Genomic DNA, 15250 nt, shown 5'->3' with positions numbered 1-15250 from the left:
TTAAGATTTTATCCGTTTAATAGTTGTTTCCAATCCATTTTGTCTAAAAGTCAATTGATCTACATTGCTTGGGTCAATTTCTAATTCTACACCAAAGGTGCCATTGACCAGTTTGTTTTGCTCCGTGCTCACTAGAAGTACTTTTGCTCCTTGTGCCAATATGTATAGATTATCCTCCTCCTCTAGGATTTCTATATCCATTTTTAGCCCCGCGGCATCAAATTCATAGATTCCAATAGCATGTTTGTATTCGGCTGCAATGTTATTTTTAAAAGTTGCCGAACTGATTTTTCCTTCCATGAAGTCAAAAAGTTCGTTTCTAATCATTTTATCAAAGGGAACCATATGGGCATTGGAGAAGTAAAGAATCAAGTTTTTGTTCTCCCTATTATAATATTCCCTGTAAGCATATCCTAGATTATTGCCTCCATGCCCAATGTATCCTTTGGATGATTTAATCATACCAAGTCCATAATCTGCATCATCAAAAGTTGTCAATAGTTCAAGGGAGGTTTCGTTCAGCAAGGTTTTCTTCTCAAAAAGATGCTCGTAAAACTTGGCCATATCGCTTAAAGTAGAGGCAATGCTTCCGGCTGAGAATGCATATTTGGCGAAGAATCTATAATCCAGATAAGCGAAAACATTTTCTTTATTATGTACTGGTGGAGCAAGGTTTTTAAGGTTTTTTGAAACATAAGGGTAGGATTCTTTCATACCGCAAGGTTCAAATATGCGTTCACGCAACAAATCAGTATAGTTCTGATCGGTTATCTTTTCCAAAAGGTGACCCAACAAAATATAGTTTGTATTGCAGTACTCATGTTTGCCTATCATTTCAGGATTGTTTTCCGGAATTTTTCCTAGAAAATCTGAATTGTAAAGACTATCACTTTTGGCAAAAAAGGTGCCTTCAAAATTTCTACCCACGAGTTCTCCAAGCCCACTCCTATGCCTTAAGAGGGTTTCAATGGTCAAAGACCCATCAACATGTTCAATAGGATCCAGATATTTACCTATGGAATCAGTGAGCGCTAGATTTCCTTTTTCAATCTCTTGCAATAGAAGTATGGCAGTAATTTTCTTAGTGCCACTTCCTATGTTAAATACGGTATGTTGGTTAAAGTTGAACTTGCCTGCATTGGCAAAGGTTGTATTTCCATCTTTCTTGATCAATATACCTATCCCCTGGTTTAGGTCATTTAAATGGGAGTTGTACTTGGAAATTAGGTCGGGGAGTTTCTTTGATTGTGCTGCCGATAAAAGTGAAGCTAATAAAAGTAGTGAGGTCAAAAATTGTTGTATTTGTTTCATTATCTGATGTTTTAAAAGATTAATGGCCCAAAAATCCAATGAGAAAAACCTTTTACAAAACAATAATGACAAAGGAGGGGAAACCCGTGTTCAAGGCTATTTTAATGGAATGTCATCTATTTTTAACCGTTTACACCGCAATAAGGTTTGTTGGTCATTAAAAAAAGTATTTATGACCTTTTGGATATACATTTGTTGTGAATCAAATAAGAAAAAATGTCAAGACTTGATGCCCTAGTAGATAATAAGATTGTCCAAAACCTATTTATCTGGTTTTGCCTGTTTCTTATTTTTACTGCTACTATACAGAGTGATAACAGATTGCTGTCTGGAGTTGTGGGCATACTGTTGTTTGCACCGTCTATTTATATCCAGAATCTTATGATTCTTCCCTTGTTCAATAAAAAGATGGGGCTTTTTGTGTTGTTTTCTGTGTTAAATGCTACAGCTTTTACATTTGTTTCCACTTTTTTACTGGGAAAGTTACTAGGGGAAGAATCCTATGAATGGGGAATGTTCTTAAATTTTTTAGGAGCGCAGGTTTTGGCATTGATCTTTGGAATGGCCATAAAGATGGCCCGTGATAATTACAGTAAACGCCATAGGGACAAAGAGGCTGAACTTCAACTGCTTAAAGGTCAATTGAATCCTCATTTTTTATTCAACACCTTAAATAACCTTTATGGGCTGTCCGTTGTTAAATCGGATAAATTGCCTAACCTAATGCTAAAACTTTCCGATTTATTACGGTATAGTCTGTATGATACAAAGGAAAGTGTGGTTTCATTGGAAAAAGAGATTCAATATATTGAAAACTATGTGGCCCTTGAAAGAATACGCCTCAGTGATACAACAGATATAGATTTTAGGGTAAGCGGAGAAGTGGGCTCAAAATCCATAGCTCCAATGTTGTTGATTATTTTTCTGGAAAATGCGTTTAAACACTTGGGCAGTCCAAAAAATGAAAGAAGCAGTGTTGAGGTTGATTTAAAAGTTGCTGACAATACCCTATATTTTTTGTGTTCCAATACCATTGACCCGGTTAAACCTATAGAAAGAGAGCAAAAAAATGGTATAAAGAACCATACTGGTGGAATTGGTTTAAGAAATGCAAAAAAACGGTTGTCTCTAATTTATCCGGAAAGACATAAATTGGCCATTACGGAAAAGAATAATTGCCATAAAGTTCAATTGACTTTAAACTTATAAGTGGAAATGGAAAAGCTAAAATGTATCATAGCCGATGATGAGCCCATAGCCAGGCAAATTTTAGAGAGTTATATCAAGGAAATTTCCAGTTTGGAATTGGTTGCGGCGTGCAAAGATGCTTTTGAGGTAATGGAGCAACTACAACGTAATGATGTTGACCTACTCTTTTTAGACATTAACATGCCTAAACTCTCAGGCTTGGGATTATTAAAGACCTTACAAAAAAAGCCAAGTGTAATAATAACTACAGCTTACCCAGAACATGCAGTAGAAGGTTTTGAACTTTCCGTAACCGATTATTTGTTAAAGCCATTCTCAATGGAGCGCTTTATACAGGCAGTACTAAAGGTTCAAAAAAAACCGATGTCTATTGATTCTGTTTCAATTTCCCCAAAGGAGAAGACAGAGAATTTTTTGTTTGTTAAAAGTGATAAGAAAATAATCAGGTTGGATTTTGAGTCAATCTATTATGTGGAAGCGTATGGCAACTATATAAAAATTTTTACTGACCAGATGATATTGAGCCCGCAAACTTTATCGGATTTTTTGGAAAAGTTGCCGGAATATTTTATGAGAATCCACAAGTCCTATATCATCAATTTTAATAAATTAAAGTTGATAGATGGAAATCAAGTTGTTTTGGCAAACGATAAAATTTTGACCATAGGAAAATCTTATAGAAAACAAGTTTTAAAAAAAATATAGCCCATTACAAATCAAATAAATATTGTGATTTAAAAATTTGGCATTGGTAACTTTAGAATGAATGTCAAATAGATTGACAACAATTCTGTTCATAGATTTTGTAAAGTCGTCTCAAAACATATATAACCACAAATTGCAAAAAACGCTAGAGTCCTGTTGAGGTCACTTAAAGTTTAACCCCGCATTTTCATGCAGGGTTTGTTGTTTTAGGACTGTTATTTAGTCGTATTTTTAAGTCATTATAGACAAAACCAATCAAGTGAACAAACTATTATCACTCATCTTCGGGCTAATTATATTTCTGGGATGTAAAGATTCTAAGATTAAGAATGGACAAAATCAATTGTCATCAAAGCTTTATCATAAATCCCAAGTGGTACTGGAAAAAGATGGGTGGGTCTTTAGGGATTTGAATAAAAACAAAAAGATGGACATCTATGAAGATGTCCGCCAATCCATAGATGAAAGAGTTGAAGATCTTTTAAGTCAGATGACCTTAGAGGAAAAAGCTGGGATGATGTTTATCAACGGCGTGCCAGTAAGCACTGATGCTGTTCCTGACGGCAAACAAGGCTTAAAGGGGTTTGTGGCAACCCAACCTCCCATCACGGAAAATATGAGTGCCAAGAAAATGGCCCATTTTAATACATGGGATATTCCTGATGACCTCAGCATTTTGGCCAAATGGTATAATAATGTTCAGCAGCTGGCCGAAAATACAAGATTGGGTATCCCCATAACCATGGCTTCTGACCCCAGACATCATTTTAACAAAAAAAATACCGATGTAGCTTCTCCAGGGTTTACCCAGTTTTGTGAAATGCCCGGTTTTGCAGCTATTGGTGATGAAAATTTGGTCAAACAGTTCGCCAATATTGTTCGCAGGGAATTTATGGCAGTTGGATTCCGAGAGTCTTTGAGTCCACAAATTGATTTGGCTACGGAACCACGCTGGGCTCGAATTAGTGGTGGGTTCAGTGAAGATGCTTCATTAACGTCTCGTTTAGCAAAGCCCTATATTGAAGGGCTACAAGGTGAAAAATTGACCAATGGAGTAGCCTGCATGACAAAACACTTCCCTGGGGGTGGTCCCCAAAAAGAGGGTTTAGACCCAGATTTTATTTTCCATAAAGGACAAGTCTATCCAGGTGATAATTTTGATTACCATTTAATTCCCTTTGAAGCAGCTTTTGAAAGTAATACTGCAGGAGTTATGCCATATTATGGCGTTCCAACAGATCAGACTGATGAAAATGTTGCGATGGCCTTCAACAAAACAATTATTACAACATTATTGAGGGAAAAATACAATTATGATGGGGTAGTTTGCACCAATTGGGGGTTGCTCACCGACATTCCCATGGGACCGGATGTAACATGGGAAGCAAGAGCCTGGGGTGTTGAGCATTTAAGCGCAGCGGAACGTGTCTTAAAAGTCATTGAGGTAGGGTGTGACCAATTTGGTGGTGAGAGTCTACCAGAGTTGGTGGTACAATTAGCGACTGAAGGCAAAATCAAAGAGGAAAGAATTGATACATCTGTACGACGTTTACTAAGGCAAAAATTCGAGCTGGGCCTGTTTGATAATCCCTTCGTGGATGAAACGAAAGTTACCGAAATCATCGGGGCTGAAAACTCAAAAATACTGGGAGAAAAAACACAACAGATTTCCATGACCTTATTAAAGAATGAAAACTCGACCTTGCCCTTGGCTAAAAAAAAGCATAAGGTCTATATTAAAAATTTAGACAGTATTGCAGTTGCTAAATATGCAAAAGTCGTTTCATCGCCAGAGGAGGCCGATTTCGCGATTTTAAGGTTAAATACACCATGGTATCCAGTTGAAACAAAAAACTTTATCGCCGCATCTTTTCATCATGGGGATTTAGATTTTAAAGCTAAGGAAAAAAAGGAAATTTTGAATTTGTTGAAAAGAGTTCCTACCATAGTAAACATCTATTTGGATAGACCAGCGGTTATTCCAGAGATTACACAATATGCAGCGGCTGTCATCGCCGATTTTGGAGCAAGCGATAAATCCGTATGTGAAGTTCTTTTTGGAAATTCTGAACCTCAGGGGAAACTACCTTTTGAACTACCATCCTCAATGAATGCCGTAAGAGATCAAAAAACTGACGTTCCATATGATAGTCAGAACCCATTGTTCGAATTTGGATTTGGCCTAAAATATTGATACTTGTTTTGATTTATCAATGATTTAAGGCGCAATACGAAACTCGGACATTCCAATTTTCCTTGTTAAAAGCTGAAAAGTAAAGCAACTAATTTCTCAGTGGCGTTTAAACGCAAGTACGAATTGACCCCAATGGAATATCGAACCAAAATCTCTCAACTGAATATTGGGTTAGACACATATTGCTCACACGTCAATTGGATTTCATAAAATTTTATTTTCCTGGTTGCCGAAAGGCGATAAACATAGGTTTAAAAAATAGAGGAATGCCGTATATTTGTCATGTTATTTAATTACATGACAAGTAAATGAAATCATTTTTAGATCGGTCAGCTGGTTATCTGATCAATATGACCGCACTTTTATTAAAAAGGGAAATGACCGCTGCATTGAGTAAAAACAAAATAAATGTTACCCCGGAGCAATGGGCCATTCTTAATCGGTTGAGTGAAAACTCCGGCCTATCCCAAAAAGAAGTTGCCAGGCGTACGTTTAAAGACAATGCCAACATCACGCGTATACTGGACAAACTGGAGAAAAAAGGATTGGTAAAACGGCAAATGGATTCCAATGACAGAAGGGTTTGGAAGATCCATATTACCAATGAAGGCAAAACTATTCGTGATAACATAGAACCTCTGGCAAAGGAAATCCTAAAAAAAGCAACCAAGGGCATTGACTCTAAAGATGTTGATTCTTTTAACGCGACCGCAAAAAAAATGCTCGAAAATTTGGGGCAATAATTTTTTCTCATAAATTTGTCATGACAATTATTGTTTTAAACCATAGTTGCTACAGCAATTATTTGATTGCTTCATCACACTAGAAACCATAAATCATGAACGGTATGATTATAAGAAAAGTCCTGATCGCAGCTTGTATTCTCGCGATTACTTTTTCATGTAAGGAGAAATCTAAAGAGAATGCAAAGCTCAACGAAGTTGAACAGCAACAAGAGGTTGAAACCCATGATTCGGACATTGGGAAACAGAATTATGCCATAGTATGGAAATGGGCGACTGATAACAAACAGCTGGTGGAAGAAAACCTTGTGGTTATCTCCGATGAGATCAACAAGCTTTGGAAGGAAGGTGTTGTTATAGATGCTTACTACGATTCCAATGCAACCATTGACAAGTTTGAGTACTTTCCAAATGTCTTTTTCTTTCTAAAAGCAAAATCTGAAACGGAAGCTGAGAACATTCTAAATGACCTTACACTCGTTCAGAAAGAAATAGCCTCTTATAAAATACATCCTGTAGGACTTAAATGGTTAGGGCGTGATCATGATAAAATTTTAGAAAAAGGGCTGACAAATTCCTATGTCGCTGTATGGACATCCGACAATTGGGAGAATACCACAGATGACCTTACCAAATCGCAGGCGGATGCCATTTTAGCATTATGGAACGATGCCACTATTGAGAATGTGTATTTTGATATAGAGGGCACGCAAAAGATGAACGACAAAACCGACTTTGTGTTTTTTATTAATGTAAATACTGAAAAGGAAGCAAAAGAAATCTGTAACAATCTCCCTTTTGTAAAGGAAAATATTGCCAACTATGAAATATACCCCGTTGGCGTCTTTTGGTTGGGAGATTTTGAAGAATTTAATGGGGAATGAAGTGAACTATGAAAGAAATCAAAAACAATTTAAGTCAAAAATATAGTAAGGGAACCATTGCAATACATTGGATTACCGCGCTGCTCATAATTGCCCTGTTTCCTTTGGGCAAATATATGTCCGGACTTGAACCTTCAGAAAAAATGGGGTTGCTGAAAATTCATGCCATCTTTGGAATGGTCGTTTTCGTATTAACGCTTGTGAGAAGCTATCTTTTTTTTAAATCCAAGCGACCTGACGATTTAAAAACGGGCTCCAAATTCAACGATAAATTAGCAGTTTGGATTCATAATGCATTTTACTTTTTGTTGATTGGAATTTCCTTAGCTGGATTAGCAACTATGATTACAGGCGGCTATCTAGATGCCATAAAATCAGCAAAACCAGATTTAATTCTCGCGAAAGAAAATGTAGTTCCGCTTAAAGCCCATGGACTATTGGCAACCATTATGATGCTATTGCTGGTGCTGCACGTTTTGGGTGTGATAAAACATTATGTATTGACAAAGGAAAACACATTAAAAAGAATGTCATAAAAATTGAATCATGAATACATCTCTAAAGATTTCAAAAACAATATTCGCAGCAATTTTGCTCATAGCAACGGGCTCATGTGATAATAGGGAAAACCAAAAAAACAACTCCAACATGGAAACTAGTAACTCAGAGCACATTATTCTTATAAACCCATTTGAAGTACCGGAAGGAAAATTGGAAGAATCAATACAATATTGGGAAGCTTGCCGAGATTTCCTTAAAAAAGAGCCCGGGTACATTTCTACAGAGTTGCATCAAACAATTAAGGATGATACCAAATTTGAATTGATAAATGTTGCCGTATGGGAAAGTCCAAAAGCATTTATGGACGCCAGCAAAAAGATGGCTAAAGAGCTAGGGGTTCCACCCCCAGAAGGATTGAAAGCCAATCCATCCCTTTATACTGTAATCAGGAAGTAAACGGTACTCCCACTATTAATTTATATGGATAATTTCGTAAAGCAGATGTTTGCATACATGATAAGCTCCAATAAATTCATTCTCACCTATCCAATTCATGCTACTGTAATTCAAACTTGCAAACTCGATTGCTCAAGGAGGTTCTAAACTATATTGTCCATTTAAATTTCGTGATAGCAACTTCAGCAGGCGTTCTTGCCTCAGGTATCGCCAATGTTTTTAATCTGGATAATTATTTGCACTACGGACTATTCGCCTTTTTCTCCACATTATGTGTATATAATGGTCAACGAGTTGTAAAAGCAACTTTGGAAACAAAAACAAGATGGTTGGATTGGGTAAGTAAGCATAGAAAATTAGTAACTGTTCTAAGTATTGTTAGCGGATTACTTGGAGGGTACTTCTTCATCCTATTGTTAAATAACATATCGCCCATGATAACTATATTAATGGGCGGGGCCATAATTATCTCTTTTTACTATGTCGTTCGAATAGGGAGCAAGAATTTACGTGAATTACCCCATCTTAAAGCTCATTTAATTGCCCTGACATGGACCGGAATTATAGTGGTGTTTCCCATTGTAAATGAAAATATCCACAATTGGGAAATACTCCTGGTTTTTATTCCAGTGCACTATCTATATTTTGTTGCAGTGTCCATTCCTTTCGATATTCGAGATTTGAAATATGATTCACCATCGCAACGAACAATTCCGCAAGTAGTGGGTGTCCAAAATGCTAAAATTATTTCAATCGCACTGTTGATGCTAGTATTGGTAAGCCTTGGTATTGTTTCTTCTTTTTCAATGTCGACACCGTTGTTTGTATTTGCTATTCTTATGCAAATACTCTTGATCGCTTATTGCACGGAAAAACACCGTGATTTTTATTACACCATCCTTATAGACGGTACAATTGCCCTTTTAGGAGTTAGCTATTTAACTAAATAAGGGAGAGAACCAAAGATATACATCCCAAAATGAAAAGAAAGAACTTATTAGTAATACATATTACAGCTACAATAATAGCAGTAATAACAATCAGCACATTTTTTATTGTATCATTAAGAGCAGAATTAATTGCAGATAAAACACTGATCAAAGCTGTAAAAACAGGAATTCTATATGCCTTACCAATTCTTGTAATTGCAATGCCATCTTTGGCGATTTCAGGAAATAAATTGGCAGGAAAGTCAAAACATCCAATCGTTTTAAAAAAACTAAAAAGGATGAAGCTGGTAATGGCCAATGGAATTATCCTGATCTCATTGGTAATATTCTTATACTATCGTGCAAACCACATATCCATTGACAGTACATTCCTTTATGCGCAAATTGCAGAATTTGTATTTGGACTTAGTAATTTAACCTTGATAGGGCTAAATATCAAATCAGGACTGCAACTTTCAGGAAAATTGAAAAACTAAGGTTCCTAAAATCATCGATAGGTGGTTTTCCGTTGTTCCTGTTTTTAAGATTATCCCATAAGACCAAGATTTTGCACAATTTGATTTATGACATCCGAACCTTGATCTGAAAATCACATTGCTAGCTTTAGAATGTAACAAATGAATTTACCCACCGTTAAATAGATTTTCAATAATTAGGTCAATGATTTTTACAAAGAAGCTTACAAAAATATAAACCTGTATACTTTCTTTTTATTACCCAAAGTCTGAGCAGCGTGAATTTTTTTCTACTTCACTTACCAAAAACAAATAGGTATTCACCATAAAAAGATTACGGTTTTATCGGTGTCATTTTGCTTTAATTCTATGAAAATAAATCAGAATTAGACCAAAATTTAACTTTTTAAACACTTTCTGCAAAAAAAGTATTGAAATATGACAAACTTTCTGTAGAAACCCATTCCTAACCAAACTATATTAGTCTCACCTAAATAACCAACCCTTCTTATTTCAGATGAAATCTGATGGGTTATAAACCGGTAACAACCAAACTACCAATGAAAAGTGGATTTAATAAAAGGTTGCTTTACCCTTCTTTTTGAAGATAGAAGCAATCTTTTAAATCCATTTTTGAAATGCGGCCTGCACATCAAGAAAAGTTCAAAGTGACTATATTCAACCAAAAATATAATCCGGATTAGGTTGACTTCCAATTTTACTTTTAATACTGAACTTTTACAATACCTATTCGGTTTAAAAAATCATGTTGTAACCAAACCTTTATGACAATCAACAAGTATCTTTCCATTGCACTTATCATTACTGTCTTTCATTGCAATTTGCCTTGTTTATGGGCCCAAACTGATTGGTTGATAGACGGGTCATCGTACAAGGCCGAAGTAACACAAGCCGAAAACGAGTTGGAAATGACCAATGGCCTTATTAGGCGTGTTTTCCGCATATCTCCCAACGCTGCTACAATTCGCCTCGATAATTTGGTTACCGGTGAATCACTCCTTAGGGGCATCAAACCAGAAGCTGTGGTTAAAATCAATGGGGTCAACTACGATGTAGGAGGCTTAAAAGGGCAACCTAACTATGCTTTCCTTAAATCCGAATGGATAGCGGACATGGAGGTAGACCCTTCCTCCCTACAATATATTGGTCATGAAATTAGCGAGCCCAAAGCGCCCTTTCAATGGAAGCAGGTCAGGAATTATGCCAATGGTTCGGAATGGCCTCCAAAGGGTGTTCACCTCCGCATGGATTATAAAATGCCCGAACCTGAAAATTTGTTGACAGGGGATGGTTTACTTCCCAGTCCTTATGGTAGAAAAACCTTATATCATACAAATTTTAACTCCCTAGACGATATTTGGAAAACCACCTATTCCAAAACGCATGAGCGTTCCTCTTTCCAAAATGAAGGGAAAATAGGGGAAATCTATACACCTGCCAACACTGCAGTGTACATTGAAAAAAAATTGGATTCCGACGCAAAAATCATCGAAGTTACCTTTAATGTGGGAACGGATAAAAGCAAAAGTTATGGGCCCGGAATCACCCTTGTTTGGCCCAACAAAACAGTAAAATTCTACTTGCGCCCAGGCGGTAACAGCTATGATGATGGAGTGGCCATGTTTGGTCTATGGGACGGTCAAAAAGAAAACAAAGCTGCCGGGGGTCGTCAAGTATTGGACCTGACAAAACCCTGGACACTTCGCTATCGGATTACAGACAAAGCAGTTTTTTGTGAAGCAAAACCAGAAGGTGGTGACTGGCGTACCATTGAAAAACTTACATCATTCAACACTATGCCAACACATGTACGAGTAGGCAAGACCAATGCAAAAGGAGAGGGAGTGGATGATAAAACCCATCCGGGAGAGTTGGTTAGAATGCAGGTCATGGGTTATGCTGATTACGCAAGCCTTTCCAAAAGTGCAGGGACTGGTTTAAACAAAGAAGCCATTACCCTCTCTGTTCATTACGAACTGTATGATGGGATTCCGGTAATGGCCAAATGGCTTACCCTAAAAAACAATAGTGAAAAGAGCATAACGGTAGACAAGTTTATCAGTGAGATTATTGCTGCTGTTGAATATGGGTCTGCAGTGGAAACACGTGAATTCAATGTTCCTACTCCCAATATCCATGTGGAAACGGATTATGCTTTTTCCAGTTTCAATGTAGAAGATGCAAACCACCATGCCGTACGTTGGTTGCCCGATCCAGATTATCACACTCAAGTCAACTATCTCCGGGTTACACCGTGCTTGCTCAATGTAGGCCCTGAAATTGGTCCTGCCAAAACTATCGCTCCTGGTGAAACTTTTAAGACCTTTCGCACTTTTGTAATGCCAAATGATAGCTATGACAGGGAAAGACAAGGGCTTGCCTTACGAAGAATGTACCGTACCCTTGCTCCATGGACGACTGAAAATCCCCTTATGATGCATGCCCGTTTTGCTGATTGGGAAAGGGTTAAAACCGCTATTGACCAAGCATCCGAAGCTGGATTTGAAATGGTCATCCTAACCTTCGGTAGTGGATTCAATATTGAAGACGACAGTCAACAATATTTAGCTAAAATGAAAAAATATGCGGATTATGCCAAAAGTAAAGGCGTTGAAATTGGAGGATACTCCCTCCTCGCCTCTCGAAGGATTGGTAACGGGCAAGATGTTGTCATGCCTCCTGGACAACGTCCAACCTTTGGCAACTCACCTTGCATTGAAAGTCAATGGGGACAAGATTATTTTAAAAAACTATATAATTTCTATGAAAAAACAGGCTTTACCCTGCTAGAGCACGATGGTTCCTACCCCGGGGATGTTTGCACATCACAAGATCATCCTGGGCATAAAGGCTTGGAGGATTCTAGATGGGAGCAATATGAAACCATTTCCAAATTCTACCAATGGTGTCGGGCGAATGGCATTTACCTTAACATCCCCGACTATTATTATATGGCCGGCGGTAATAAATGTGGAATGGGCTATAGAGAAGTCAATTGGAGTTTGCCGCGTAGTCAACAACTTATCCATACACGGCAAAACATTTACGATGGAGCATGGCAAAAAACGCCTTCCATGGGCTGGATGTTTGTGCCGCTCACCGAATATCACGGAGGCGGTGCCGCTGCAACCATTGAACCGTTGAAAGAACACCTCTCGCATTATGAAATGATGATGGTGAGCAATCTTGGAGGAGGGGTCCAAGCTTGTTATCGTGGTCCAAGACTTTATGATTCAGATGAGACAAAAACAATGGTTTCACGCGTGGTTAAGTGGTTTAAAAAACATAGGGAAGTACTTGAAGGAGATATTATCCATTTACGCAGGGCAGATGGTCGTGATATCGATTATTGGCTCAGTGTCAATCCAAATGGAAAAGAAAAAGGTATGCTGATGGTCTACAATCCAACCGACAAAGAAATTACGAAAACCATAAAAGTCCCTCTATATTATACAGGTCTTACCGACAATGCCAAAATAGCATTGGAAAATGGCACAGTAAAGAAATATGCGCTAACCCGGGATTATACCGTAGCCCTCGAGGTCACTGTAAAACCCAATAGTTATACCTGGGCCGTAATAAAATAATAACGGGGTCAATTTTATGATAATAACAGGAATAAAATATTATGTTGAAATAAAAAATGTTATCGTACACATTTTAATGATACTTTTTTATATCTTGCCCTAATTGCATAACAAAACCTAAACTGCATGAAAACATTGAGAACAATAATTTACCTTTTTCTGATTGCCTTTTTAAATGCGTGTGGACCGCAAGTAGAAAAAAAGCTAGGTAATTTTGAACTATTGCCTTCTCCACAGGAATTTGAAATTACCGGGATAAGCAATTTAAAGGTTGATCAGTTACAATTCATTTTCTCTGAAAGTAATGATGACCTTCCTGTTTTGGGCAACATTTTAGGGAGTTTTGAACAATCCGATGAAAAATCCAAAGCACAAGTGGTCTATAGCATTGACGAAAGTTTGGATGTACCTACGGAAGGATATATTTTCCAAATTCAAAATGACCAGATCATCCTAACTGGTAAAGATGAAGCAGGATTGTTCTATGCCTTCAAAACTTTGGAACAGCTTGCCATAGACGCCATAGAACAGGATGTCCATCTCCCCTTATGCAGCATTAAGGATTTTCCGCTTCTCGCATATAGGTCTATCCATTTGGATATCAAACATCACCTTGAAAAAACGGATTACTACTATCAACTTATTGACAAATTGGCCAGTTATAAGATCAACGCCATTATAGCAGAGGTAGAAGATAAAATCAAATTTGAGCGCCATCCTAAAATTGGCTCCGCAGATGCATTGAGCAAGGAAGATTGGAAAAAACTCTCAGATTATGCCAGTGAAAGAAATATAGAAATCAGTCCGCTCATGCAAGGGTTAGGGCATTCGTCTTTTGTGCTCAAACATGAGGAATACAAACATCTCAGAGACGACCCAAAAAGTGACTGGGCTTACAATCCATTGGACCCTGAAACCTACAAGGTCCAGTTTGACCTGTATGAGGAAGCCATTGAAGCAACCCCAAACGGCAAATACCTCCATGTTGGAGGTGATGAAGTACACACAACGGGGCGCGGCAGTGGTAAATCTGCCCTAGAACTACAATTACAATGGTTGGACAAAGTTTGCAAATTTGCCGAAGAACATGATCGAATTCCTATATTTTGGGATGATATGCCCCTGAAGCATGCGGATGTTTATAACCCTATGTTCAACACGGAAATCAGTAAACAAGAGGTAGATAAAATTTGGGAAGAAAATGAACACAAATTGGTCGAATTTCTAGATCAGTTTCCCAAAAACTGCATTTATATGCGCTGGAACTATCATTCCCCAGAAACCTATGGCAATAGTAAGGCCATGAATTGGTTCAGCAATCATGGTTTCCAAGTAATGGGAGCTACCGCTGGGCAAACAAGATGGGTATTAATGCCGCAACGGGAGAGCAATATCGACAACATCAAATCCTTTGCCCTGTCATCTATAGAAAGTGGGTTAAATGGCCTTTTACTTACCCTTTGGGACGACGATTCCCCACATTTTGAACTCTATATGCGAGGCATTCTGGCATTTGCCGAATATACTTGGGCCGGTGATAAAAGAACCAAGGATGAAATTAAATCCGCATACCGCCACAGAGAATATTCAAGCACACTTTCCGAAGACCAATATGCGTTTATAGATACCTTGGAAGCCCCCGTGGCCCAATGGAAAAATCTATTGTTGGAGGGGAATAGCAGAAATTATCTGATGAGCAACCCAAATGCCAAGGAAAAGCTGGTCATTGAATTACCAAATACCGAAACCCCAGGAAAATGGTCAGAAAAATATGCTGATAGAATAAATGGGGCCAAAGAAACAGTTCTCAAATGTGATACTATTGCGGCTAAGATTGTCGAGATGAAAAATCTGGCTAAGCGAAACACATACAATTTGGAGATTTATGAACAAGTGAACAAATTAGTCCGGTTCAATAACACCATCCTCCTACAATTAAACGAATTTGATCTTGCATCCAATATTATAGAAAGAAAACAAGCTTTGGAAAAGCTCACAAAACTGAACGAACAATTTTCAACACTTAGAAATGAGTTGGAATCTGTTTATGGCAAAACCCGAGTACTCAACAAACCTGATGACTATATTTTAGACCAAGATCATCATGTACATTTAGCCAACCAATCCTTATCTTTTGACTGGCAGTTTTCTGCAGAAATCCTATTTTTGGAAAAACTGGATGAAACCATTAATTATGAAACTGTTTTGATCAATTCCAAGGATTAATCCACGAC

General features: G+C 37.7%; 12 protein-coding genes. 11 read left to right on the top strand and 1 reads right to left on the bottom strand.

What is annotated here, in order from left to right; translation table 11 throughout:
- Complete coding sequence (locus ACOQO1_RS04180) at nucleotides 1-1311, bottom strand: serine hydrolase domain-containing protein (protein ID WP_420601602.1); 1311 nt, start codon at nucleotides 1309-1311, stop codon at nucleotides 1-3.
- 216 nt (nucleotides 1312-1527) lie between these two features.
- On the opposite strand from ACOQO1_RS04180, the gene ACOQO1_RS04175 reads away from it, so the two are divergent.
- The 11 genes from ACOQO1_RS04175 to ACOQO1_RS04125 all read left to right on the top strand — a co-directional run bounded on the left by ACOQO1_RS04175 (nucleotide 1528) and on the right by ACOQO1_RS04125 (nucleotide 15242).
- Nucleotides 1528-2520 carry a sensor histidine kinase gene (locus tag ACOQO1_RS04175; protein ID WP_420601601.1) on the top strand — a complete coding sequence of 331 codons (993 nt, stop codon included), beginning with the start codon at nucleotides 1528-1530 and terminating at the stop codon, nucleotides 2518-2520.
- 6 nt (nucleotides 2521-2526) lie between these two features.
- Nucleotides 2527-3225, top strand: coding sequence for a LytR/AlgR family response regulator transcription factor (locus tag ACOQO1_RS04170; protein ID WP_420601600.1), 699 nt, complete (start codon nucleotides 2527-2529; stop codon nucleotides 3223-3225).
- Nucleotides 3226-3484: 259 nt separating this feature from the next.
- On the top strand, nucleotides 3485-5419 hold the full coding sequence (locus ACOQO1_RS04165; protein ID WP_420601599.1) for a glycoside hydrolase family 3 protein: 1935 nt from the start codon (nucleotides 3485-3487) through the stop codon (nucleotides 5417-5419).
- A gap of 308 nt (nucleotides 5420-5727) precedes the next feature.
- Complete coding sequence (locus ACOQO1_RS04160; RefSeq protein ID WP_420601598.1) at nucleotides 5728-6162, top strand: MarR family winged helix-turn-helix transcriptional regulator; 435 nt, start codon at nucleotides 5728-5730, stop codon at nucleotides 6160-6162.
- Between the two features lie 104 nt (nucleotides 6163-6266).
- On the top strand, nucleotides 6267-7046 hold the full coding sequence (locus ACOQO1_RS04155; protein WP_420601597.1) for a hypothetical protein: 780 nt from the start codon (nucleotides 6267-6269) through the stop codon (nucleotides 7044-7046).
- An 8-nt stretch (nucleotides 7047-7054) separates the two neighbouring features.
- Nucleotides 7055-7582 carry a cytochrome b gene (locus ACOQO1_RS04150; RefSeq protein ID WP_420601596.1) on the top strand — a complete coding sequence of 176 codons (528 nt, stop codon included), beginning with the start codon at nucleotides 7055-7057 and terminating at the stop codon, nucleotides 7580-7582.
- Nucleotides 7583-7592: 10 nt separating this feature from the next.
- Entirely contained in the window at nucleotides 7593-8003 is a 411-nt protein-coding gene (locus ACOQO1_RS04145) for an antibiotic biosynthesis monooxygenase family protein (protein WP_420601595.1), read from the top strand.
- 170 nt (nucleotides 8004-8173) lie between these two features.
- A complete protein-coding gene (locus tag ACOQO1_RS04140; RefSeq protein ID WP_420601594.1) occupies nucleotides 8174-8953 on the top strand; it encodes a hypothetical protein in 780 nt (259 codons plus the stop codon).
- A 29-nt stretch (nucleotides 8954-8982) separates the two neighbouring features.
- Nucleotides 8983-9429, top strand: coding sequence for a hypothetical protein (locus ACOQO1_RS04135; protein ID WP_420601593.1), 447 nt, complete (start codon nucleotides 8983-8985; stop codon nucleotides 9427-9429).
- Nucleotides 9430-10193: 764 nt separating this feature from the next.
- The gene (locus ACOQO1_RS04130) at nucleotides 10194-13016 is read left to right on the top strand and encodes a hypothetical protein (RefSeq protein ID WP_420601592.1); all 2823 of its coding nucleotides are present in this window, start codon (nucleotides 10194-10196) and stop codon (nucleotides 13014-13016) included.
- 126 nt (nucleotides 13017-13142) lie between these two features.
- A complete protein-coding gene (locus ACOQO1_RS04125; RefSeq protein WP_420601591.1) occupies nucleotides 13143-15242 on the top strand; it encodes a family 20 glycosylhydrolase in 2100 nt (699 codons plus the stop codon).
- Nucleotides 15243-15250: the final 8 nt, after the last annotated feature.

The organism is Flagellimonas sp. (assembly GCF_965222555.1).
GTDB lineage: Bacteria > Bacteroidota > Bacteroidia > Flavobacteriales > Flavobacteriaceae > Flagellimonas.
The sequence above is the reverse complement of the archived record's forward strand: the minus strand, read 5'-3'. Positions and strand labels throughout refer to the sequence as shown.

Excerpts from the sequence above, each read along its gene's own strand:
- ACOQO1_RS04130 (WP_420601592.1), top strand. The coding sequence starts at position 10,194 with ATGACAATCAACAAGTATCTTTCCATTGCACTTATCATTACTGTCTTT.
- ACOQO1_RS04175 (WP_420601601.1), top strand. The coding sequence starts at position 1,528 with ATGTCAAGACTTGATGCCCTAGTAGATAATAAGATTGTCCAAAACCTA.
- ACOQO1_RS04145 (WP_420601595.1), top strand. The coding sequence starts at position 7,593 with ATGAATACATCTCTAAAGATTTCAAAAACAATATTCGCAGCAATTTTG.
- ACOQO1_RS04155 (WP_420601597.1), top strand. The coding sequence starts at position 6,267 with ATGATTATAAGAAAAGTCCTGATCGCAGCTTGTATTCTCGCGATTACT.
- ACOQO1_RS04150 (WP_420601596.1), top strand. The coding sequence starts at position 7,055 with ATGAAAGAAATCAAAAACAATTTAAGTCAAAAATATAGTAAGGGAACC.
- ACOQO1_RS04135 (WP_420601593.1), top strand. The coding sequence starts at position 8,983 with ATGAAAAGAAAGAACTTATTAGTAATACATATTACAGCTACAATAATA.
- ACOQO1_RS04180 (WP_420601602.1), bottom strand. The coding sequence starts at position 1,311 with ATGAAACAAATACAACAATTTTTGACCTCACTACTTTTATTAGCTTCA.
- ACOQO1_RS04125 (WP_420601591.1), top strand. The coding sequence starts at position 13,143 with ATGAAAACATTGAGAACAATAATTTACCTTTTTCTGATTGCCTTTTTA.
- ACOQO1_RS04160 (WP_420601598.1), top strand. The coding sequence starts at position 5,728 with ATGAAATCATTTTTAGATCGGTCAGCTGGTTATCTGATCAATATGACC.
- ACOQO1_RS04170 (WP_420601600.1), top strand. The coding sequence starts at position 2,527 with ATGGAAAAGCTAAAATGTATCATAGCCGATGATGAGCCCATAGCCAGG.